Origin of the sequence: Streptomyces beihaiensis, assembly GCF_026274175.1 — a bacterium.
Taxonomy (GTDB): domain Bacteria; phylum Actinomycetota; class Actinomycetes; order Streptomycetales; family Streptomycetaceae; genus Streptomyces; species Streptomyces beihaiensis.
In genome coordinates, this window is sequence record NZ_JAPHNL010000332.1 from 1 (window position 1) to 20,341 (window position 20,341).

Here is a 20,341-nt window from a genome sequence, read left to right on the forward strand (position 1 = left end):
AGCGCGGCGGCTGCGGCGGCCACGGCGGCGAGGGCCGCGTGCCAAGGGCGCCTGGGCGTCACGGCACTCCTGTCTGGTGGGTTCGCCCGTCTCAGTGATGGACGAGGTCGGCGTAGAGGATGATGTTGTCACTGCGGTGGCCGCCCACGACGGGGCCCCCGCAGGTCACGAGGCGCAGCGTGGGACGGTCGGTCTGTGCGTACACCTTATGGGTAGGGAAATCCTTTTTATTGACCTGCTGGATCTCCCGCACCTCGAACGTGGCCGTCCTGCCGTCCTCGCGGGGCACCTCGATCGTGTCGCCCGTGTGCACCTCGGCGATGTTCCGCATGAGCGCCGGGCCGCGCGCGGTGTCGTAGTGCGCGACCACGACCGCCGCGCCCCGCTGGCCCGGCGTCGGGCTCCCTGTCCACCAGCCCGGCTCGTCCGCCTGGCCGACCGGCGGCACCTGTAGCTCACGGTCTGCGTCGAGCCCGAGCCGCAGCATGTCGCGCGCGTCGACCCCGGCCGAGGGTATCCGCAGCCCCGTCGGCATCGACCGCGGCATCGGCGCGACGGCCGTGGCGCGCTCGGGCCGCGGCGCCGCGCTCGCGTCACGCACGCTGACGTCGGGCGCCGGTCCACCGCCCCCGCCCCCGTTCTGCCCGCACGCGGCGAGCCCGGCGGCCAGCGGCACCGCGACCAGGGCGGTCATGGCGAGGGAGGCACGGCGACGGTGTGCGAGGGCCTTCATGGCGGAACTCCAGGGGCGAGAAGTGGCAGTGGTGCGCTGCGGCGGCCGGGGTGACCGCTCAGCCGTCCGCGCGGCCGCGCCGGATCGCGGAGCAGGTGAGCCCAGCCGCTCCGGCGGCGGCCATCGTGCCGCCCGCGATCAGGAAGACCGGGTTGGCGGTCGCGGCGGCGGAGGGCACGGCCGGTCCCGCCGGTATGGATTCGGTGCCGGTGCCGGTGCCGGTGCCGGTGCTTGTGCTTGTGCTTGTGCTTGTGCCTGTGCCTGTGCCTGTGCCGTCCTGCGCGCTGTGGGCGATGGGCCGGTGCTGCGCGGGCGCGGTGGCGGCGCGGGTCTCGGCCTGGGCGTCCGCGAACGCCACCGTGGGCGCGATCACCGCGCCGCCGAGCACCGCGGTGATGATCGCGGAGCGCAGGGACGTACGGAATGTGCGGAACGTGCGACAGGTGTGGGGCAGGCCGCTGCGGGCCGGGTGCTGCTGGATCATGGCGGCTCCGTCCGATTCGATGAGGAAACGGTAGAAGCGGGCCATCACGGCAATTCGGCGGCTTGGTAACAGCGGCCGCAAGCTCTGCGGCCGATGCGGTAAATGGCGCCTTCTTGCCCCGCGGCGGCCTTGCTGTTCCCATGGTCATGGGGTGATGGGGATGAGCGGACTGCGCATTGTGCCGACTCGGCGACACGGCCAGGAGCGGCTCTACGTGTGCGAGGGCGACGGCCGCAGCGTCGCCTGGTACGACCGGGACGCGGCCCGGGTCAACCTGCTCGGCGAGGCGAGCGAGGAGGACGTGCTGCGGGCGCTCGGCCCGTTCCTCACCGGCCGCGTCACGGTCGGCCCGCCCCCGGTGCCGAGCCCCGCCGAGCTGGCCCGGCTCAGCCTGCACCCGGACGACGACCTGGCGCCGAACCGACCCGGTGAGGGCCTGCTGATCTCCCTCGACCGTGACCCGGCCACCCCGCGCAGGCTGCGCGGCGATCCGCGGCGCCGCGAGCTGGCCGCGCAGGAACGGGTCGGCGCGGCCCTGGACGGGCTCGACGGGGCGGGCTGGCGGACGCTGCACTCGGTACCGCTGCCCGGCGGCGACACCCTCCACCATCTGCTGATCGGGCCCGGCGGGCTCTTCGCGCTGCACACGCTGCCCGCCCGCAAGCAGCGGGTCCGGGTCGGCGATCCGCTGGTCGCGGCGGGCCGGGGCGAGCCCGCGCCATTGCTGCGCCGGGTGCGGTCGGCCGCGTCACGGGCCTCGTACGCGCTCACCGCCGAGGTGCGGGCGGTGCTCGTCGTCGTGGAGGCGGCCGAGGTCGAGGTGGAGCAGCCGCCGCGCGGCGTGCGCGTCCTGACGGATCCCGAGGTGCCCGGCTTCGCGCGCGCGGGCGGCGTGCTCAAGCCCGCCGACATAGAGGCCCTGTTCGCGATGGCCAGGGACCGGGGGACGTGGGCGCACGTATAGAGCCCGCTCGAAGCGGACTCCAGAGCGGCGCCCTGGGATGCGGCGCCCTGGGATGCGGCGCCCTGAGGTGCGACGCTCTCGGACGGGGCGTGGTCGAACGCGGCGCGCGCGGACGCAGTCGGCTCAGGACGGCAGCCGGCCCGCGCGGTTGAGGTTGATCAGCGGTCCCATCAGGTCGCCGTACCGTGCCAGCCGCCCCGCGATGTCGCCCGCGAGGAACACCAGGTCACGCGCGTGCTCGCAGCGCTCGACCTCCTCCCAGGTCACCGGCGTCGACACGGTCGGCTCCGTGCGGGCGCGCACCGTGTACGGCGCGGCCGTCGTCTTCTTGGCGGAGTTCTGGCTGTGGTCGACGAAGACCTTGCCGGGGCGCAGGCTGCGCGTCATGCGGTGCACCACCAGGTCGGGCCGGTCCGCCTCGGCCTGCCGCGCCAGCTCCTTCGCATAGGCGCTCACCCGCTCGGACGGCGTCGGCACGAGCGGCACCAGCAGATGCAGCCCCTTGGACCCTGACGTCTTCACGCGCGCGTGCAGCTCGTCGGCGGCGAGCCGCTCGCGCAGCCACAGCGCCACCTCACAGCATGCGACGACGTCAGCGGGCGCCCCCGGATCGAGGTCAAACACAAGCCGGTCGGCCATGCCCGGCGAGTCCGCCTGCCACTGCGGGGTGTGGAACTCGGTGACCAGGTTCGCCGCCCACATCAGCGTCGGCAGGTCCTGTACGAGGATCTGCCGCGCGGGCCCGTCCGAGCGCGGCACCTCGGCGGTCTTCACCCAGGAGGGAGTTCCGGGCGGCACGTTCTTGGCGAAGAACGGCTCGCCGTCGACGCCGTCGGGAAAGCGCAGGAACGACACCGGGCGGTTGTACAGGTGCGCGAGCAGCACACCGGCGGTGGTCGCGTAGTAGTGCAGCAGCTCGCCCTTGGTGAACCCGGTCGCCGGGTAGAGCACCTTGTCCAGGTTGCTGAGCGCGATCCGCCGCCCCTCCACTTCTGTGATGGGTGCCATAGGGTAATAATCTGGCATACCGCAGATATGTACATGGAGGGGACTAACCGGGAGGTACATAGTGCGCTCCATATGGAACGGCGCCATCTCCTTCGGCCTGGTGAGCATCCCGATCAAGCTGGTCAACGCCACCGAGAGCCACTCGATCTCCTTCCGCCAGATCCACCTGGAGGACGGCGGACGCATCCGCTACCGCAAGGTGTGCGAGCTGGAGGACAAGGAGGTCACGGCCGAGGAGATCGGCAAGGCGTACGAGGACGCGGACGGCTCGATGGTCCCGATCACCGAGGACGACCTGGCCCGGCTGCCCATCCCGACCGCCAAGACCATCGAGATCGTCGCCTTTGTCCCGGCCGACCGTATCGACCCGCTCCAGATGGGCGCGGCGTACTACCTCGCCGCGAACGGCGTGCCCGCCGCCAAGCCGTACACGCTGCTGCGCGAGGCGCTCAAACGCAGCCGCAAGGTCGCCATCGCGAAGTTCGCGCTGCGCGGTCGCGAACGGCTCGGGATGCTGCGGGTCGTGGACGACGTGATCGCGATGCACGGGCTGCTGTGGCCCGACGAGATCCGCGCGCCGGAGGACGTGGCGCCGCAGAGCTCGGTCACCGTCCGCGACGCCGAACTCGACCTGGCGGACGCCCTGATGGACACGCTCGGCGAGGTCGACATCTCGGATCTGCACGACGACTACCGCGCTGCCGTCGAGGAGATGATCGCGGCGAAGTCGGAGGGCGGTGCGGCGGTCCGCACCCCGGCCGCGCCGACGGGTGGCGGCCGGGTCATCGACCTCATGGCCGCGCTGGAGAACAGCGTTCAGGCGGCCAAGGAGGCGCGCGGCGAGCCCGGCCAGGGGGTGGCGGAGGTGACGCACCTGGCCGGCCGCACCCGTAAGAAGGCCACTGCCCGGAAGGCCACGAAGACGGCGAAGACGGCGAAGGCGGAGAAGGCGGAGAAGGCGGAGAAGTCAACGGCGGCGAAGAGGACGACGCCCGAACAGACGCCGGGCAAGGCGGGCTCGACCACGAAGAAGACGGCCACGAAGAGGACCACGAGGACCACGAAGGCGGCGGCGAAGTCGGCCGCCGAGCCCGCCGCGAAGAAGAAGGCGACGGCGGCGAAGAAGTCGACGTCACGCACGCGCACCAGGAGGGCCTCGGCCTGACGGGGAACACGGGGCCCGGGATACCGAGTACGGAATATGGGGCACGAGGCACAGGGCAAGGCCCGGGGTGCGGGGCACGGCACGGCCCGGAGTACGGCACGGCCCGGGGCAAGGCCCTGGGGTACGGAGTTCGCCGGAGCCACTGTCGACCGGTCGGTGTCCACGTCGATGTCAGCGGCCGCCGATACGGTCATCGGCATGACCACCGACACCGAGATCAGCCGCACCCGGGACGGCTACAACGCCATCGCGGACCGCTACACCGAGCACTTCGGCGACCGCGCCGACCTGGAGAGCGGGGCGCTGGGCCGGGCCATGCTCGCCGCGTTCGCCGAGCGGGCCACGAAGCCGGGGGCGGGCCCCGTGGCCGACATCGGCTGCGGCCCCGGCCTGATCACGCAGCTGCTGCATGAGCTCGGGGTGGACGCCTTCGGTATCGACCTGACGCCCCGCATGGTGCAGTTGGCCTCCGCGGCCTACCCGCATCTCGCCTTCACCGAAGGCACGATGACCGACCTGGACCTGGCCGACGGCTCGCTGGGCGGGGCCGTCGCCTGGTACTCGGTGATCCACACCCCGCCGCCGCTGCTGCCGCGCGTGTTCTCCGAGTTCCATCGGGTTCTCACCCCGGGCGCCCCGCTGCTGCTCGCTTTCCAGGTCGGCGACGAACCGCTGCGGCTGACCGAGGCGTTCGGCGAGAAGGTGGATCTGCTCTTCCGCCGTCTGACCCCGGAGCGCGTCACCGGCCTGCTCGTCGGCGCGGGCCTCACACCGGAGGCCCACCTGGTGCGCGAGCCGTACGAGAACGAACGCACCAGGCAAGCCTACGTGCTGGCGAGAAAGGAGGCGCCGAAGACGTCGTCAGGCAAGTCGGACGACTAGGAGCTGCCCGGCCGACCTTGTCGGGGCCGCGGGACCGCGGGGTCGGGGGACCGCGGGGCCGCGGGGTCGGGATCGCCGGGTCGCGGGGGGCGACAGAGTCACACCTGATCCGCCGGCGCCCCCCCGACTAACCGTGCTGCCGGGCCGATCGCGCCGAGTCGCGCCGCAACGCCCACTCCATCCTGGGCTCCATGACGAACCGGAACACCCGCCGCACGGGCGGTGTGCACAGTGCCGTGACGAGGCACATCGCGCCCAGTGTCACGACGACCTCGCCCCACGGCGTGTGCACCCAGTCCACGTCGTACCAGCCCCAGAAGCGGGAGCCCTTGGCGACGAAGCCGTGCAGCAGGTAGCCGTACAGCGTCCCCGCGCCGAGGGCGGTGCACCACATCCTGCGGCCCGGCACCCAGGCGAAGAAGCAGGCGGTCAGCACGACCGAGCAGCCGAACATCGCCAGCGTCATCACCGGCCCGACCCAGGCGGGAGACCCGAGTTCCTGGGCGCTGTCGCGGTGGTAGAACCACGCGGCGTTCATCCGCGGCGCCGCCCAGTAGGCGAAGGCGAGCGCGCCCGCGGCGACCGGCAGCGCCACCGTGCGCGCCCGTCGGCCACGGACGAGTTGGAAGTGCTCCGGCTTGAGGCACAGGCCGAGGACGAAGAACGGCAGGAACTGCAGCACTCGTTGCAGGTCCAGGTCGTTGCCGATCTCGGGGGAGAGCGAGGCGAGCGCGGCGATGACCAGGGCGAGCGGCAGCGGCCGGCGGATGACCTTCCACAGCGGGGTGGTGAGCCGCCACACGAACAGCGCGATCAGGAACCAGGTCAGGTACCAGGGGTCGAGCAGGCTGATCGGATACGTGGGGTCGTGCCCGGCGACACGCTTGAACATCGTGTAGGCGACCTCGAACACCACGTACGGCACGGCGACACCGGTGATGAGCCGCTTGATCCGAGCAGGACTCGCGTCGAAGTTCCGTGAGAAGTAGCCGGAGATGACGATGAAGGCCGGCATGTGAAACGCGTACACGGTGATGTACAGGGCGGACGCGGCCCGGCTGCCGTCTCGCAGCGGCTCCCACGCGTGCCCCATGGCGACCAGCACGATCGCCAGGTACTTCGCGTTGTCGAAGAAGGCGTCGCGCGTCGTGCCCGAGTCCTTGCCGCTGCCCGCCTGTCTGCCCTGCCGGCTGCTCTGCTGTCTGCTCTGCGCATGCGACTTCTGCGGGGCGGTGGTGGCCGTCGGAGCGGGCGGCGCCGCGAGGTTCTGGGCGGGCAACGGTGAGCGGTGCGCCCGAAGTTGTACCGGGTCGCTCACGATCCCTCCTCGATGGAACCTAGGGCACTCCATTCCCGTCTTCCAGGGTTTACGAGATCGAGATGGCTGCGAGACATCCAAGGCACCGTAGTCACCCGGAGCGGCGCACGTAAACCTGTGCTGGTCATGGGTGGCACCCGTCACACATCAGTGCCCCGATTACGGGTAGCGAACCGCAAAAACGGACAACTGTTTGCAGTCGTGACGAACAGGGGGCCGGATTTCGGCCACTCTCACCCGGCTCTCACCTCAACGCCGCAGGTGCCTTACCTCGTTGCGACAACGTGACGACCGTGGCGCATGACTTCGACGGCAGCTTCGACGACCGTTTCGACAACAGCTTCGACGGCACCGACGACGACGCGGTGAGCGACCTGACCGACTCGCTTCCCGAGAACGACGAGGACGAGGACCTGGGCGGGAGCGACGACGGGGCGCCCCTCCTGGAGACGCTGAGGTCCTACTTCGAGTAGGCCCGTTCGCCCGACCGCCACCGCGGTTCCACCATCGCGTCCTACCGCGTCCTACCGCGTCCTACCGCGTTCTCGCGCGCTTCCCGCCCCGCTCTTACCGCACGCCGTCACAACGGCGCGGAGCACGTAGGTCTGCACAACCCCGGCCCCGCAGGCCGCCCCGGGCCACCCCCTACCCGGCCCCCAGGGCGCGGACCAGGCGGCGGGTTCGGCGCAGGGCCGGGCCGACCGCCTTGCGCAGGGCGGGCAGGTGCGGCTCCGCCTTGGCCAGCAGGCCGGCCCGCTCCCACGTGACCTGGACACGTCCGGCACCATGGCCCTCGGGCTCGACGGTCACGCGGTGCCCCGCCGTGCCGCGCCGGTAGCCGACCTCCCGGCTCAGCCGGGGGAAGTCCAGCGGGGCGAGCAGCACGCCGGTGTTGCGCTGACCGTGGCGGGTGATGGCGAGCACCGGGTGGCGGCGCCCGGAGAAACCGTGCGGCGGCAGCGCCACCGCGCCGAGGTCCAGGGTGACGCTGCCCTCGAACAGGCCCGGCCGGACCGGGTCCAGCCGGAACGAGGCGCGCAGCCGCTCGCGCGCGGGAGCCAGCTCGACCGTCGCCACGACCGGGCCCGTCGGCAGCCGGCGGCCCGGATCGTACGTGCGGACGTCCAGCGTGACGCGTGCCCCGTCGGCCGGGGCGACGCGGGTGACCTCGTGCCGCAGCAGGGCGTCGCGGAACGGCCTGGCGCGCAACGCCAGATCGGTGATGTCGAGCTCGCGGGCGGAGTCCGGGGCGGCGGGGACGACCGGGCCCCAGTAGACGTGCCCCGCGGCGTCCTGCGCGACCTCGCGCGGCCCGACCCGCCGGTCCATGCCGCGCGCGGCGATCCGTGCCTCCTCGTACCGCCCGTCACGCACAAGACGGATGACGACCCGGTGGTCGCGCGGCAGACGCTCGAACGCCTCGGGCGTGAGGGTGGCGAGGTAGGGGGAGACCTCGTCGTCGAACCGCTTGATCCACTCGGGCGTGCGGTACGGCAGGTCGCCGGTGTACATCCGCAGGTCGTGCTTGAGGAACTTGTAGTCCTTGTCGGCCTTGATGTCCTGGTGGCCGCTGTCGGCCAGGAACGCGTCGATGAGCCGGGCGACGTTGATCCGGTCGCGGACGTTCTCGACGCGGTGGCGCTGGTTCGAGATGGAGAGCGCGTCCGCGGCCTCAAGCGGCGAGATGTACCAGCGGTAGACCGGTTCGGGGACGATGGTGAAGGCGCGGGCGAGACAGTACGCCCGCGCCGAGAACAGCTGGTCCTCGTAGTGGATGCCGAGCGGGAAGCGCAGCGTGTGCCGGTCGATGAACTCCCGTCGGTACATCTTGTTGGTCGACAGGTGCTCGAAGAGCACGCCCGGCTCCTCCCGGACACCGCGCACCGTGCGCCGTGCGGGCCCGCCGAACAGGTGCGGGTGCCACGGCGAGACGGACCCGGTGTCGGTGCGGATCCGTTCGACGGCGCCCATCGCGAAGTCCGCCTCGTCGTCCGCGCGCAGCGCGTCGAGCAGGATCTCGCAGGCCCGCTCGGGAAGTTCGTCGTCGCTGTCGAGGAACATCAGATACGGCGCCCGCGCGATCTCGATCGCCGCGTTGCGCGGGGCGCCGCACCCTCCGCTGTTCTCCGGCAGCCGCAGATAGACGATCCGGTCGTCCCGCGCCGCCAACTCCCGTACCACCTCAGGGGTGTGGTCCGTGGAGTGGTCGTCGCTGACGATGATCTCAAGGGAGCGCAGGCTCTGCCGGCGCAACGACTCCACCGCGCGCGGCAGTCGCTCGGCGTCGTTGTACCCGATCACCGTGACGGTGACGTCGGGGGCCGCCTCGGCCATGGGTCCTCCTGGTGGGAACGGCTCGGTGTGCGTCACTTGGCGGAAAGGGCGAGCGCGGCGGCCGCCTCGGGGGACGGCGCGGGCACCCGGTGGTCGAGCGGGACGACCCGCGGGGTGTCCGGCTGCCCGAGGAAGACATGGCGCACGACCCGCTCGGCGGCGTGCCCGTCGTCGAAGTCGCAGAACGCGCGCCGGAACGCGGCCCGCCTGGCCGTCGCGTCCTCGTCGCGCCAGCCGCCGTCCAGGAAGAGCCGCTCGATCTCGCCCTGGCTCGTGGCGACCGCGCCCGGTGCCCGCTCGGTGAGGTCGAAGTAGACGCCACGGGTGACGGAGTAGGTCTCCCAGTCGTCGGCGAGGATCACGATCGGCCGGTCCAGGTTGGCGTAGTCGAACATCACCGAGGAGTAGTCGGTGATCAGCGCGTCGGACGCCAGGGCCAGCTCCTCGACGGAGCCGTACGCGGACACGTCGATGATCCGGCCGCGCCGGTGCAACTCCTCCAGCGGCGAGGGACCGCGGTCGTAGAAGTAGTGTCCGCGCACCAGCAGGACGAAGTCGTCGCCCAGGGTCCGCGCGAGGCGCTCCAGGTCGAGGCGCGGCGTCCACGCGGATTCGTAGTCCCGGTGCGTCGGCGCGTACAGCAGGGCCTTGCGGCCGGGGGCGATGCCGAGCCGCTCGCGCACGCGCAGCACGTCGTCGGCGGTCGCGGTGAAGTACACGTCGTTGCGCGGATATCCGTAGTCGAGCGAGGTGAACGGGACGGGGTAGGCGCGCTCCCAGATCTCGGTCGAGTGGCGGTTGGCGGAGACGCTGTAGTCCCAGCGGGCGCACCGGTCGAGCAGCGCCTCGTAGTCGACGCCGCGCGAGGTGGCCCGGTACGGGACCTGGTCGGTGCCCATCCGCTTCAGCGGGGTGCCGTGGTGGGTCTGCACATGGATCTGGCCGGGACGCTTGACGACGGAGTCGGCGAAATTGACGTTGTTGACCAGGTACTTGGCGCGCGCCATGACGCTCCAGTAGCGGCGCGAGCCCGGCACCACGTGGTCCGTCCCGTCCGGCACCAGCGGCGCGTCGTCGCGGCGGACCACCCACACCCGGCGGATGTGCGGGGCGAGTTCGGCGAGCTTGGCGCAGACGGCTGCCGGGCTGCAGGTGACACCGCGGTCCCAGTACGCGGAGAAGACGGCGAGGTTCTCGTCGACCGGGCGCCGCAACTGCTCGCGGTAGGCGCCCTTCTTCGCCGCGTCGGCGGCCTTCCTGCGCGCCGTGCCCGCGAGGGCCCGCACGCCGCGGCGGCCCCGGTTCGCGGACCGCAGCGCCTGGTAGCCACAGTAGGAGTCGCGCTCCAGGACGGCGTGGCGCAGGCCGGTGAGGTCGGGTGGCCGCTGGTAGTCGGCGGGCTTGTAGCGGCGGAAGTGCGCGGAGGCGCGGTGGAAGAACTCCGCCCGGTCGGGGTCCGAGAGACCCGGCAGACCCAGCACCTTCAGATATCGCCCGGCCATCCCGCCGAAGACGATCCGGGCGACCCGGCCCGACCGGGGCGCGCCGCCGTGGCCGTCGCCGCCGCTTCCGCTGTCGTCGAGCAGCCGCCACAGCGCCTCGTACTGCGAGAGGAGGTCGAACGCCCCTGCCGCGCTCGGCGGTGTCCCGTGCTCGTGGCGGTCGAGCAGGACGTCGTCGACGACCGCGATGCTCCCGGCGGCCAGCAGGGAGCCGATGGCCGGGAGGACTTCGGCGTACTCGTCCTGGCCGAACAGTTCGGGATGCGCGGCGAAGAAGTCGGCGCGCAGCACGCGGTTGGCGACCGTCGGTGTCAGATGCAGCATCCGCGGCTGATCCCCGACGGTGAGGACGGCGCGGCCGGTCGCGGCGAACAGCCGCCCGTCACCGGTGCCGGTCGTGGCGCCGGCCCAGGTCGAACGGACGTGGTCGAAGACGATGAGGTCCGGCCGCCCGGCCTCCTCGGCGCGGCGGGCCAGTGCGGCGAGCGCTCCCGGCATGAGGATGTCGCGCCCTTCGAGGAACAGCAGGTAGTCGCCGGTGCCGCCCGCCCGAGCGGCCCCGGCCGCCCGAGCGGCCCCGGCCGGTAGCCGGCGTGGCAGGCGCACCGCCCGCACCCGTTCGTCGCGCCGCGCGTACTCGTCGACGAGCGCCGTGGTGGCGCCCGAGGAGCCGTCGTCGACGACGACGATCTCGACCTCTACCTCGTGACCGTGACCGCGGCCGGGACCCGGACCCGGACCAGTACAGGCTCCGTCCAGGATGCCGGTCAGGCACTCGCGGAGGTGGCCCCGTGCGTCGAAGGCGGTGACGACGACGGTGAAGGTGGTCATGGGCGACGGTCCTGACGACGACGGGCGGAATTTCGCGCAGGACGCTAGCGGCGCGGAGTAAGAGTCGGGTGAGCCGGACTGATGGATGATCAAAGAACGGCACCCCGCGTCCCGCGGTGGGAGCCCTGGCGGACGCCGGAGCGTGTGCCGGCGCGGGCACGGGAACCGGATCGCGGCACGGAACGTCACAGCAGTGCGTTCGGTGAGCCGAGGGAGCGGTTGTGGCGATGGAGCACAGACCCCGGTCCGGGGCGTCCAGGTGGGGCACGGCCCTGGTGCCGACCCTGGCCGCCGTGGCCTGCCTGCTGACGGCCTGCGGGGGTACCGGCGCCGGTGCCGCAGGAAGCGGTGGCCGTTCCGCCGACGGGAACGGCGGCGGAACGGGCAGGAACTCCGTCTCACCCTCCGCGGCGCCGACCTCCGAGCCGACTGACGCGCCCTCGGTCCCGCCCTCGGCCTCACGCTCGGCCTCGCCCTCGGCCCCGCCTTCGCCGTCCTCCGCCGCACCGGCCTGTGTCACCGGCCCCGTCACCGTCACCCACGCCCCCGAAGACCCGCCCGTACGGAAGTTGTGCGTACGGACCGGGACGACGGTGACCGTGGTGCTGCGGCCCCGCCCCGGAAAGCCCTGGCCACGGCCGCGCAGCGGCAATCCGATGCTGGCGACGGTGACCTCGACCACCACGGACCCCGACGGGACCGGCCGCGTCACCGTGCGGGCAGCGCGAACGGGATCGGTGTCCGTCACGTGGGGCACGGACGCCGATCCCGTCTTCCGGCTTGTGCTGAGCGTGGCGGCGTACCAGGTGCAGTGACCTGGTACGCCGCCGTACGAAAGCGCTCAGTGGTGGTGTCGGCGGCTGCGGAGACGACGGACGTCGAAGGACCAGATGCCGCGCCCGTGCGTGGCGGCGTACAGCTTGTGGTCCGGGCCGAGCCGCAGCTCCATCACGGCGGTGGTGGGCAGCCGGTGGCCGAGGACCTGCCACTCGGTGGCGCCCGCCGGACGGTAGAAGGTGGCCAGGTCGGTGCCGAGGGCGAGCGAGCCGTTCGGGAGGACCTTGACCGTGTCGGCGGGGACGTCGGGCAGGTTGGCCGAGATGTCGGTCCAGCTCTTGCCGCCGTTCTTCGACTCGAAGATGTGGCCGAAACCGGCCCCCGGGCCCTCGGTGAAGCGGCGGGAGAAGCCGTTCACGGCCACGTACACGTGCCGCGCGTTGTGCGGGTCGATGTCGAAGCCCGAGATGTAGCGGTTCGGGATCGTACCGTCGACGGGCAGGTTCAGCTGGTGCCAGCCGGTGCCGTCGGCGTTGCCGACCGCGATGCCACGGGTGAAGCCCTGGTTGTTGCAGGGGCCGCACCAGCCGACGTAGACCGTGCCGCCGGAGGACGCGACGGCGGTGGCCACGTGGCCCTCACCGAGGTCGTAGGCGTCGTTCCACTCCTTGCCGGAGCGGATCGCGAAGCCCTTGGTCTGCACCCACACGTGGCGGCCGCCCGCGATCCAGGTGTTGCCGTTCTTGGCGTCCGCGGCGATGGGCGCGATGAAGCGGGCGCCCGCACCACCCTTGTCCTTGTCCGGCGGGGCGACCTCGTACTCGGTGGCCTTGGACGGGTCCGTGGTCCACGAGCCGTCGTTGACACCGCAGTTCTGGGTGACCCACATGTCGAGGTAGACGTACTCCTCGGCGATGTTGCAGCCGTTGGCGGGGTCGGTGATGGTGTCGCCGCCGTCACCGCCGAAGTTGGACCCCATGACCTTGTCGTGGCCGCGCAGGATCGACTGCCCGTTGTCCTGGAGGCCACCGGTCACCGAGACGCCGCCGTGGTCACGGTCCCGGCCGACGCCCACCGAGTAGTACTGGAGGGTGTCAAGGGTGCCGTCGTTGAGGGACTGCCAGTCCTTGGCGTGGCCGCCGGAGTCGACGGCGCCGTGCAGCGGACGCCGGTAGATGCCGCCGTCGTTGCCCACATAGGCCCACGACTTGCCCTTGTAGCTGCCGATCGCCACCGCGTGCTGGTCGGAGTGCGTGGTGGGGAAGCAGTCACCGGTCTGCTTCGACGGGTCGATGCTCCAGCACGGGAAGTTGAAGTTCCAGTACGGGCCGGGAACGGTCCAGCTCTCTCCGCCGTTCTTCGTCTCGAAGACCTCTTCGAGGCCCAGGTAGACGTGGTCGGCGTCGGACGGGTCGACCTGGAGGAACTGGTTGTACCAGGCCTGGATGCCGGGCTGGTAGCCGTCGCCCTGGAGCGCCGAGCCGGAGTTCTTCAGCTGCTTGTAGTCCGCGATCCGGGTCCAAGGGCCGAACGGCGAACCGTTCTTCGAGACGTACACGCCCTTGAGCCCACTGTCCGGGTTGGACGCCATCTGCGCCGGCGACTGGTCGACGGCGTACAGGCGCGAACCGTCGGCCGCGGCGGCGAACGTCATGTTCCCGACGTCGTCACTGCTGGTGGGCAGGTCACCGAGCCCGCTGACCCGCTTCCAGGCGCCGTCCTTCTTGGCGTACAGACCGTTGTACGAGTCGCCGCTGCGCCAGCCGACCGCGAGCAGGACCTTGCTCGGGTCCTTGGGGTCGACGGCGATGTCGTTGGCGATGTTCTTGTACGGCGCGCTCGGGTCGTCCGCCTTCGAACCGTTCGGCAGATAGTCCGGGTTGGGCGCGAACTCGTGCTTCCACGGCCCGGACAGGGTCGTCGTGGAGTGCGACCAGACGCCGGTGCTGGTGGCCGCCCAGACCTTGGTGCCCGCGAAGCGCAGGGCATGGATGACGGTGCTCTCCAGCTCGGCGCCGCCCACGCGGTCGCCCGGCTGGAAGGTGCCGTGGTGCGGGTGCTTGAGGACGTAGACGCCCGTGCCCGCGAAGGAGGTCGCCCCGGTGTTGGACTCGCCGGTGGCGTACCAGAGCCGCTTCTTGCCGTCGAGGGCGAGGGTGCCCGTCGACAGGGACGGCAGCTTGTCGGCGATCGGCTTCCAGTGCCCGCCGCCGGTCCTGGACCGGAAGACACCGCCATTGGCGCCGCCCGCGTACACGTAACCGTGGTCGTCGGCCGCGATACCGGTGATGCGTCCGGTCACATAGCCCGAGCCACCGCTGGAGTTGGAGTTCACATCGCGGTAGCGGGGGTCGTCGGAGTTGTACGCCTTCTTGGTGACGTGGTTCCAGTGGCCGCCCGTGTGCCGCATCGACTGGAGCTGCTGCCAGGCCGCCCCGTACGCGCCGGGCGCGACCACACCGGGGGCGGTGCGCGCCTCGGTGAACTGTGCCGTGGACTCGGCGGAGTTCTCCGCCTCGTCGGCGCCGCCGTCGTCCTCGGACGCGGCGAACGAGGACATCCCGTGCCCCGCGTGCAGTGCCTTGATGTGCTCCCGCCCTATCGCGGCCTGGTGGCCCGCCTGCCAGGGTCGGGGTCCGGTGTCGCTCTGCGCGGCGAACGACTGGGTGGTCACCAGTCCGAACGACGCGGCCACAACGGCGCAGGTTATGAGCCGTCGTTGATGTCTTGGGGGCAACATGCCCTCTCCTCCCTGCGCCGGGCTCATGGGGGTGCCCCGACGCAGGGGTGATCTTGGCGTGCGCACAACATTCGCACAAAGGTCTCACAGGGAAAATGGTCAGGAGTTTACGTTCGGGGCGGCGCCTGCGGGGTCAGTCGTGCCGCCAGGAGATGGGCGTCCAGCGGCGCGATGTCGGCCGTACGGGCCGCCTTCGTATAGCCGTTGAGCATGCGTTTGGTCAGGACGAGCGCCTCGGGGGAGCGCCGGGCGAGGGGCCTGGTCATGGCCGTGACGGTCTCGTCGAGGCGGTCGAGCGGCGCGACCTTGTGGAGCAGGCCGAGCCGGTGCGCGGTGTCGGCGTCGAACACCTCGCAGGTCAGCATGAGTTCACGGATCCGCGAGGCGCCCGCTTCCACGATCAGGCGCCCCATGCCGCCGCCCCACGCGGGCGCCAGACCGACGCCGACCTCCGGCATGCGGAACCGGCAGGTGTCCGCGCCCGCGCGCAGGTCGCAGTGGACGGCCAGCGCGAGACCGGCCCCCACGACCTTGCCGTGGAGCCGGGCGACGGTGACGGCATGCGTGTTCTCCAGGGCCTGGCACAGTCGGTGGGACTTGTCCGCGACGCGACGCAGCGCGGTCCCCGACGGGTCCATGGCGAGGACGTCCTGGAACTCCGTGCGGTCGGCCCCCAGGCAGAAGTCCTCGCCCAGGGAGGAGAGGACCAGGACGCGAATGTCAGGCCGTTCATGGAGGTCGTCGAGGACGGCGATGAGCTCGTCCAGGACGCCGGTACTCAGTGTGTCGTCCTGGGCGCCGGGGTTGAGCCGTACGTGGAGGACGGCGCCGCTCTCCTCGATGCCTATGTGCGTGAAGGCGGCCTCGGGAACGGCGGGTGAGGCGGGGGAGGCGGGTGAGGCGGGGGAAACGGGAGCGGAAGAAGTCATGGAAGCGGTCGTGGAGGAGGACGAGGACATGGAAGCGGCCGTGGTGGTGGCGGGTGCGGCGGTCGTCGGAGCGGTGGTCTGGTTCATGCGGGGGCGACATCCAGGTTCAGCAGGCGCCGGAAGGCGATGCGGGGAGCGTGCGAGGGGCGGCGTACGAGGGTGAGGCGGGGGAGACGGGCGACCGTTCGGCTCAGCAGGGTCTGGGCCTCGAGGCGGGCCAGCGGGGCGCCGAGACAGTAGTGGATGCCTCCGCTGAAGGCGAGATGGGTGGGAGCCCGGCGCGGGTCGAACACGTCGGGGTCGCTGAACCGGTCGGGGTCCCGGTGCGCCGCTCCCACCATGAGGTGGACCATGTCGTCCGCGCGGACCTCGTAGCCGTCCAGGAGGCAGTCCTGGGCGGCGATCCGGCTGATGACATGGGTGGGAGGGTCATGGCGCAGCGTCTCCTCCACGAACGCGGGCACGAGATCGGGACGTTCGGCCAGCAGGCTCCAGCGGCCGGGTTCCTCGACGAGGCGGAGCGTCATCGTCGACAGAAGGGTGGAGGTGGTCTCCAGAGCCGCCAGCAGAACGAACAGGGCGAGGAAGTAGACCGCCTCGTCGGCCTTGTCGCGGTCCGGTTCCAGCGCGTCCCAGTTGCGTATCCATCTGGACACCGGATCCTCGCCCGGGCGCAGGCGCCGCTCCCGTACGAGGCCGAGGAAGTAGGCGCGCAGTTCGGCCATGGCGGTGTCGGACCGGGCCAGTTGGCTGGCGGTGGGGTGCAACTCCTGGGTGAAGACCTGGTCGTGGGTCAGTTCGCGCAACCGGGACCAGTCCGCGCTCGGCAGCCCGAGCCAGTCGCCGATGGTGGCGACCGGAAGTTCCTCGCTCACCAGGGCGGCGAAGTCCGCCTCCCCGGCGCGGACGCGCTCGTCCACGATGTCGAGGAGGCCGTCGACGATCCGGCTCACCCGCCGGCCGATGAGCTCGATGGTGGTGCGGTCGAAGCTCCCCGCCGACCGGCGGACGCGGGTGTGCTCCGGCCGGTTGAGGGCGGGCAGCGTACGGCTGATCTCCCGGGACGAGGGGGCGCTCCAGCGGGTACTTCCCCCCTGTCTCTCTCGCCACCGGGTGTCCGGCTCCAGCCAGTTGTTGTTCCGCAGTATCTGGTCACAGGCGCGGAATCCGGTCACGAGGAAGCCGCCCCAGGGGGCGGGGCTGACGGCGCCCCGGCCCTGGAGCTCGGCGTAGATCGGGAAGGGGTCGGCCTGCCCCTTGGGCGTTCTGAGACGCGAGAACAAGGAGGCGGTGGCGCGGCGGTCGGTGGACGGAAGCGTGACACTCGGCAAGATGACGGCCCCTTTCAGTCAGCCGCCATACGTACCCCTACGCTATTTGAACCATCCAATAACACTGTGCCCTCGTAGAGTTACGTACGTCACTCACCTCTCACCCATGCCCGGAATCGGCTGAACAGCCCGCCCTTGTGCTGCGCCGCGGCATGGTGGGCCGGCCGAGGAGCCGACGGCGACTGCGGTGCGGCGGCGGTCGACGGCCGCTCCGCCTGGCCGGAACGCGGCGCCGCGTTCCGGGCGGCGGCCTGCGGCACCGCGCGCGGCGTGAACCGCACCGGAACGGTCACCAGGGTGCGGCTCCACGGCGTCGGTGCCCACGCGAGTTCCTTGAACGGGACGCGCAGTTCGGTGTCGGGCAGCCGGTTGAGCAGGGACTCCACGGCCGTCGCCGCGATCATGAACGCCGGGTCCTTGGCCGGGCACGCGTGCGGTCCGGCACCGAACGCCAAGTGCGCCTTGGCGCTGAGCTGTTCACGGTGCTCGCTCAGCTTGGGGTCGGTGTTGGCCGCCGCGAAGGAGATCAGGACCGGGTCGCCCGCCCTGAGGGTCCTGTCGCCCAGTTGGATGTCCTGCGTCGGGTAGTGACCGGCGTAGTTGGCGATCGGCGCGTAGTTCCACAGGGTCTGTACGACGGCGTCCTCGATCGGCAGACCGGTCGGCCAGTCCTCGCCCAGGTACAGCGCGCTGCTGGTGCCGATCGCGGCGGTCAGGGGGGCCGTGCCGCCGGACAGCAGGGTCACCAGCTGGTGCAGCACCTCCTCGTCCGTCAGCCGCGCGGAGTGCACCATCAGGCGGGTGGTGAGGTCCTCGCCGGGCTGTCGGCGTTTGAGCGCGATCAGCTCGGCGAGCGCGCCGCCCAGGACCTCGTCGGCCCCCGAAGCGCCCTCGAAGATGCCGCTGATCCCGACGATGACACGGTCACCGAGCTCGGGCGGGCAGCCGAACAGGTCGCTGAAGACCAGCAGCGGCAGCGGCTGCGCGTAGGCCGACATCAGCTCGGCCTGGCCGAGCGGTTCGGAGCTGAACCGGCTGATCAGGTAGTCGGCCGACTGCTGCGTCAGCCGCACCAGCCGCACCTGGTCGACGGTGGCCAGACTGTCCGTGACCGCCTGGCGCAGCCGGGCGTGCGCCGCGCCGTCGCTGAACAGCGCGTTGGGGCGGTAGCCCATCATGGGCAGCGCCGGGCTGTCCGCGGGCACCCGCCCCTCGTTGAGCGCGTTCCAGCGGCGCGCGTCCCGTACGAACGAGGCGGGGTTGTGCAGGATGTGCAGCGCCGCGTCGTAACTGGTCACCAGCTCGACCTGGACGTCCGGCGCGATGTCGACGGGGGCGCTGGGGCCCTGCGCGCGCAGGCGGGCGTAGTGGCGCTCGGGGTCGGAGCCGAACTCCGGCCCGTACAACTGGATGTTGCCGTGAGCGGGGCAACCGGCCGGTTCCCCGGCCGTGTCGGACTGCTGATGCATGGGCGCTCCTAGCCGAGTGGGCCGAGTGGGGCGAGTGGGGTCATGGTTGGCCGAGTCTGGTCATGAGGTGCTGAACAAGGGTGATGAGTGCCTGCGCCGAGGAGTCCTGGTCGCGCACGTCGCAGTGGACGACGGGGGTCTGCTCGGACACGTTGAGCGCCTCGCGCACCTCGTCGAGCGGATAGTCGGGGGTCCCGTCGAAGCGGTTGACGCCGATGGCGCACGTCAGGCCGAACTGCTCGACCAGGTCCAGGACGGGGAAGCTCTCGTGCAGCCGCTCGGGGTCCACCACCACCAGCGCGCCCAGGGCGCCCCTGGCCAGGCCCTCCCACATCTCCTTGAAACGCTCCTGGCCGGGCGTGCCGAACAGGTAGAGGACCAGGGTGTCGCTGAGGGTGAGCCGCCCGAAGTCCATCGCCACCGTCGTGGTCGTCTTCTCCGGGGTCCCGGACAGGTCGTCGAAGCCCTCGCTGGCCTCGGTGATCTCCTCCTCGGTCTGGAGCGGCTCGATCTCGGAGATGCTGCCGATGCAGGTGGTCTTCCCCACGCCGAAGTGGCCCACGACCAGGATCTTCACGGATCGGGACACGGTTGGATCCAGATACACGGGCTACGCTCCGAATCGGGTCTTCAGGCCGTCGAGCACGGCGTTGAGCAGTTCACGGTCGACCTGCTCCGCACGCGGCGCCGGATTCCTCACGAAGATCAGGCCGTCCTCCGCCATCTGCGCCAGCAGGATGCGCACGATGCCCAGCGGCAGCCGCGTGTAGCCGGAGACCTCGGCCACGGACAGGAAGCCGTCGGCGATCAGGTCCATGACGGTGCGGGCCTCCGGGGACAGCGTGCGGGCGGCGGCCGACGTGTCGTCCCGGGCGGTGACGAGCGTGGTGTGCTCGTACTCGTTCTCGGCGGGCAGCGCGCGTCCCTTCGCGATGACGAAGAGCGGGACCAGCGCGGACGTCAGCTCCAGTTCGCCGTCCGGGTCCTCACGCATCGTCCGCCCTCGTTCCCCGCGCCGCGTGGGCCGACAGCTCGCGGTCCGACGGCTCGCCCCGCGACTCCAGTGGCCGCCGCGGGGCCGTGAGCGCGGGCGCCAGGTCACTCAGACGGGTGGTGAACTCCTCGATGTCGCACTCGGATTCGGCGGCCGCCGCGAGGAAGGCCCCGTCACCGGCCGCGATGAGAAAAATCCACCCGTGCTGGAACTCGATGACGGTCTGCCGCCACCCGTCGTCGCGCAGCCCGCTCGCGAACGGCGCGGTCGCACGGCTGTAGGCGTGGATACCCGTCATGGCCGCGGAGATCGTGTCCGCCAGGTCCCGGCCGATCCCCGTACTGGCCCCGCGCGGCAGCCCGTCCGTCCCGAGCAGTACGGCGTGCCGCGCGCCCGGCACGGAGGCGATCGCCTCGTCGAGCTCGGGGAGCACGAACCGCGCGCTGCCCGCCCCCTGGGTGTGTGCCGACACGTCCCCTCGGTCCCGTCTCCCCTCACCGGGGTTCACCCGAGGCGGCGAGGTGAGGTTGTTGCCGAGCCGGGCGACGAGCCGGTGCATGCGGAAGGAGATCTGCTGCATGTCGACGTCGGACTCCGCCGCGGCGGCCAGATAGGCGCCCTGCCCGGCTCCGATGAGGAACACCCAGCCGTGCTCGAACTCGATGACCGTCTGCCGCCACTGCCGGTCCCGCGACGGCCCGGCGAAGTGGGCGGTGGCCCGGCTGAGCGACTGCATCCCGCCCATGGCGGCGGAGACGGTCCGTACGTCCGCCGCGGCCAGGCCGTCGGTGGCGCCGCGCGCGATCCCGTCCGCGGAGAGCACCACGGCGTGCCGGGCCCGGGGAACGTTGTCCACGACGTCCTGGACCATCCAGGACAG

At 71.5% G+C, this 20,341-nt stretch carries 18 protein-coding genes; 5 read left to right on the plus strand and 13 right to left on the minus strand.

Features of this window, described 5'->3' with window-relative positions; translation table 11 throughout:
* Window positions 1-91 precede the first annotated feature (91 nt).
* Both OFY01_RS30750 and OFY01_RS30755 read right to left on the minus strand, forming a co-directional pair.
* Entirely contained in the window at window positions 92-733 is a 642-nt protein-coding gene (locus OFY01_RS30750; protein WP_266605512.1) for a class F sortase, read from the minus strand.
* Window positions 734-791: 58 nt separating this feature from the next.
* A complete protein-coding gene (locus OFY01_RS30755) occupies window positions 792-1,262 on the minus strand; it encodes a hypothetical protein (RefSeq protein WP_266605513.1) in 471 nt (156 codons plus the stop codon).
* A gap of 115 nt (window positions 1,263-1,377) precedes the next feature.
* On the opposite strand from OFY01_RS30755, the gene OFY01_RS30760 reads away from it, so the two are divergent.
* Window positions 1,378-2,181, plus strand: a complete 804-nt coding sequence (locus tag OFY01_RS30760) for an NERD domain-containing protein (RefSeq protein WP_266605515.1) — start codon at window positions 1,378-1,380, stop codon at window positions 2,179-2,181.
* 123 nt (window positions 2,182-2,304) lie between these two features.
* Here the strand turns inward: OFY01_RS30760 and ligD are convergent, their stop codons facing one another.
* Window positions 2,305-3,189: a non-homologous end-joining DNA ligase gene (gene ligD / locus OFY01_RS30765; protein ID WP_266605517.1), complete on the minus strand. Its 885-nt coding sequence runs from the start codon at window positions 3,187-3,189 to the stop codon at window positions 2,305-2,307.
* 61 nt (window positions 3,190-3,250) lie between these two features.
* Here ligD and ku point away from each other — a divergent pair, with 61 nt between their 5' ends.
* Together ku and OFY01_RS30775 are read left to right on the plus strand one after the other, a co-directional pair.
* Window positions 3,251-4,354: a non-homologous end joining protein Ku gene (ku, locus tag OFY01_RS30770; RefSeq protein WP_266605519.1), complete on the plus strand. Its 1,104-nt coding sequence runs from the start codon at window positions 3,251-3,253 to the stop codon at window positions 4,352-4,354.
* A 198-nt stretch (window positions 4,355-4,552) separates the two neighbouring features.
* Window positions 4,553-5,236 (plus strand): class I SAM-dependent DNA methyltransferase, encoded by a 684-nt coding sequence (locus OFY01_RS30775; protein ID WP_266605521.1) that lies wholly within the window; start codon window positions 4,553-4,555, stop codon window positions 5,234-5,236.
* 127 nt (window positions 5,237-5,363) lie between these two features.
* On the opposite strand, the gene OFY01_RS30780 is transcribed toward OFY01_RS30775, so the two are convergent.
* Window positions 5,364-6,554 (minus strand): acyltransferase family protein, encoded by a 1,191-nt coding sequence (locus tag OFY01_RS30780; protein WP_266605523.1) that lies wholly within the window; start codon window positions 6,552-6,554, stop codon window positions 5,364-5,366.
* Between the two features lie 293 nt (window positions 6,555-6,847).
* Between OFY01_RS30780 and OFY01_RS30785 the strand changes: the two genes are divergently transcribed.
* Window positions 6,848-7,027 (plus strand): hypothetical protein, encoded by a 180-nt coding sequence (locus tag OFY01_RS30785; protein ID WP_266605525.1) that lies wholly within the window; start codon window positions 6,848-6,850, stop codon window positions 7,025-7,027.
* A gap of 172 nt (window positions 7,028-7,199) precedes the next feature.
* Here OFY01_RS30785 and OFY01_RS30790 read toward each other — a convergent pair whose 3' ends face one another.
* Together OFY01_RS30790 and OFY01_RS30795 are read right to left on the minus strand one after the other, a co-directional pair.
* Window positions 7,200-8,888 carry a glycosyltransferase family 2 protein gene (locus OFY01_RS30790; protein WP_266605527.1) on the minus strand — a complete coding sequence of 563 codons (1,689 nt, stop codon included), beginning with the start codon at window positions 8,886-8,888 and terminating at the stop codon, window positions 7,200-7,202.
* 32 nt (window positions 8,889-8,920) lie between these two features.
* Window positions 8,921-11,221, minus strand: a complete 2,301-nt coding sequence (locus OFY01_RS30795; protein ID WP_266605529.1) for a CDP-glycerol glycerophosphotransferase family protein — start codon at window positions 11,219-11,221, stop codon at window positions 8,921-8,923.
* A 227-nt stretch (window positions 11,222-11,448) separates the two neighbouring features.
* Here OFY01_RS30795 and OFY01_RS30800 point away from each other — a divergent pair, with 227 nt between their 5' ends.
* Window positions 11,449-12,036, plus strand: a complete 588-nt coding sequence (locus OFY01_RS30800; RefSeq protein WP_266605531.1) for a hypothetical protein — start codon at window positions 11,449-11,451, stop codon at window positions 12,034-12,036.
* A 26-nt stretch (window positions 12,037-12,062) separates the two neighbouring features.
* On the opposite strand, the gene OFY01_RS30805 is transcribed toward OFY01_RS30800, so the two are convergent.
* The 7 genes from OFY01_RS30805 to OFY01_RS30835 all read right to left on the minus strand — a co-directional run bounded on the left by OFY01_RS30805 (window position 12,063) and on the right by OFY01_RS30835 (window position 20,332).
* Complete coding sequence (locus tag OFY01_RS30805) at window positions 12,063-14,738, minus strand: ligand-binding sensor domain-containing protein (RefSeq protein ID WP_266605533.1); 2,676 nt, start codon at window positions 14,736-14,738, stop codon at window positions 12,063-12,065.
* A gap of 107 nt (window positions 14,739-14,845) precedes the next feature.
* Window positions 14,846-15,667, minus strand: coding sequence for an enoyl-CoA hydratase/isomerase family protein (locus OFY01_RS30810; protein ID WP_266605534.1), 822 nt, complete (start codon window positions 15,665-15,667; stop codon window positions 14,846-14,848).
* A gap of 83 nt (window positions 15,668-15,750) precedes the next feature.
* A complete protein-coding gene (locus OFY01_RS30815) occupies window positions 15,751-16,998 on the minus strand; it encodes a cytochrome P450 (protein ID WP_266605536.1) in 1,248 nt (415 codons plus the stop codon).
* Between the two features lie 89 nt (window positions 16,999-17,087).
* Window positions 17,088-18,467 carry a cytochrome P450 family protein gene (locus OFY01_RS30820; RefSeq protein ID WP_266605538.1) on the minus strand — a complete coding sequence of 460 codons (1,380 nt, stop codon included), beginning with the start codon at window positions 18,465-18,467 and terminating at the stop codon, window positions 17,088-17,090.
* 40 nt (window positions 18,468-18,507) lie between these two features.
* Window positions 18,508-19,074 (minus strand): GTP-binding protein, encoded by a 567-nt coding sequence (locus tag OFY01_RS30825; protein WP_266605540.1) that lies wholly within the window; start codon window positions 19,072-19,074, stop codon window positions 18,508-18,510.
* 3 nt (window positions 19,075-19,077) lie between these two features.
* Window positions 19,078-19,461 (minus strand): DUF742 domain-containing protein, encoded by a 384-nt coding sequence (locus OFY01_RS30830; RefSeq protein WP_266605542.1) that lies wholly within the window; start codon window positions 19,459-19,461, stop codon window positions 19,078-19,080.
* Window positions 19,454-20,332, minus strand: a complete 879-nt coding sequence (locus OFY01_RS30835; RefSeq protein WP_266605633.1) for a roadblock/LC7 domain-containing protein — start codon at window positions 20,330-20,332, stop codon at window positions 19,454-19,456. The genes OFY01_RS30830 and OFY01_RS30835 overlap by 8 nt, the downstream gene beginning before the upstream one ends.
* Between the last annotated feature and the right edge of the window lie 9 nt (window positions 20,333-20,341).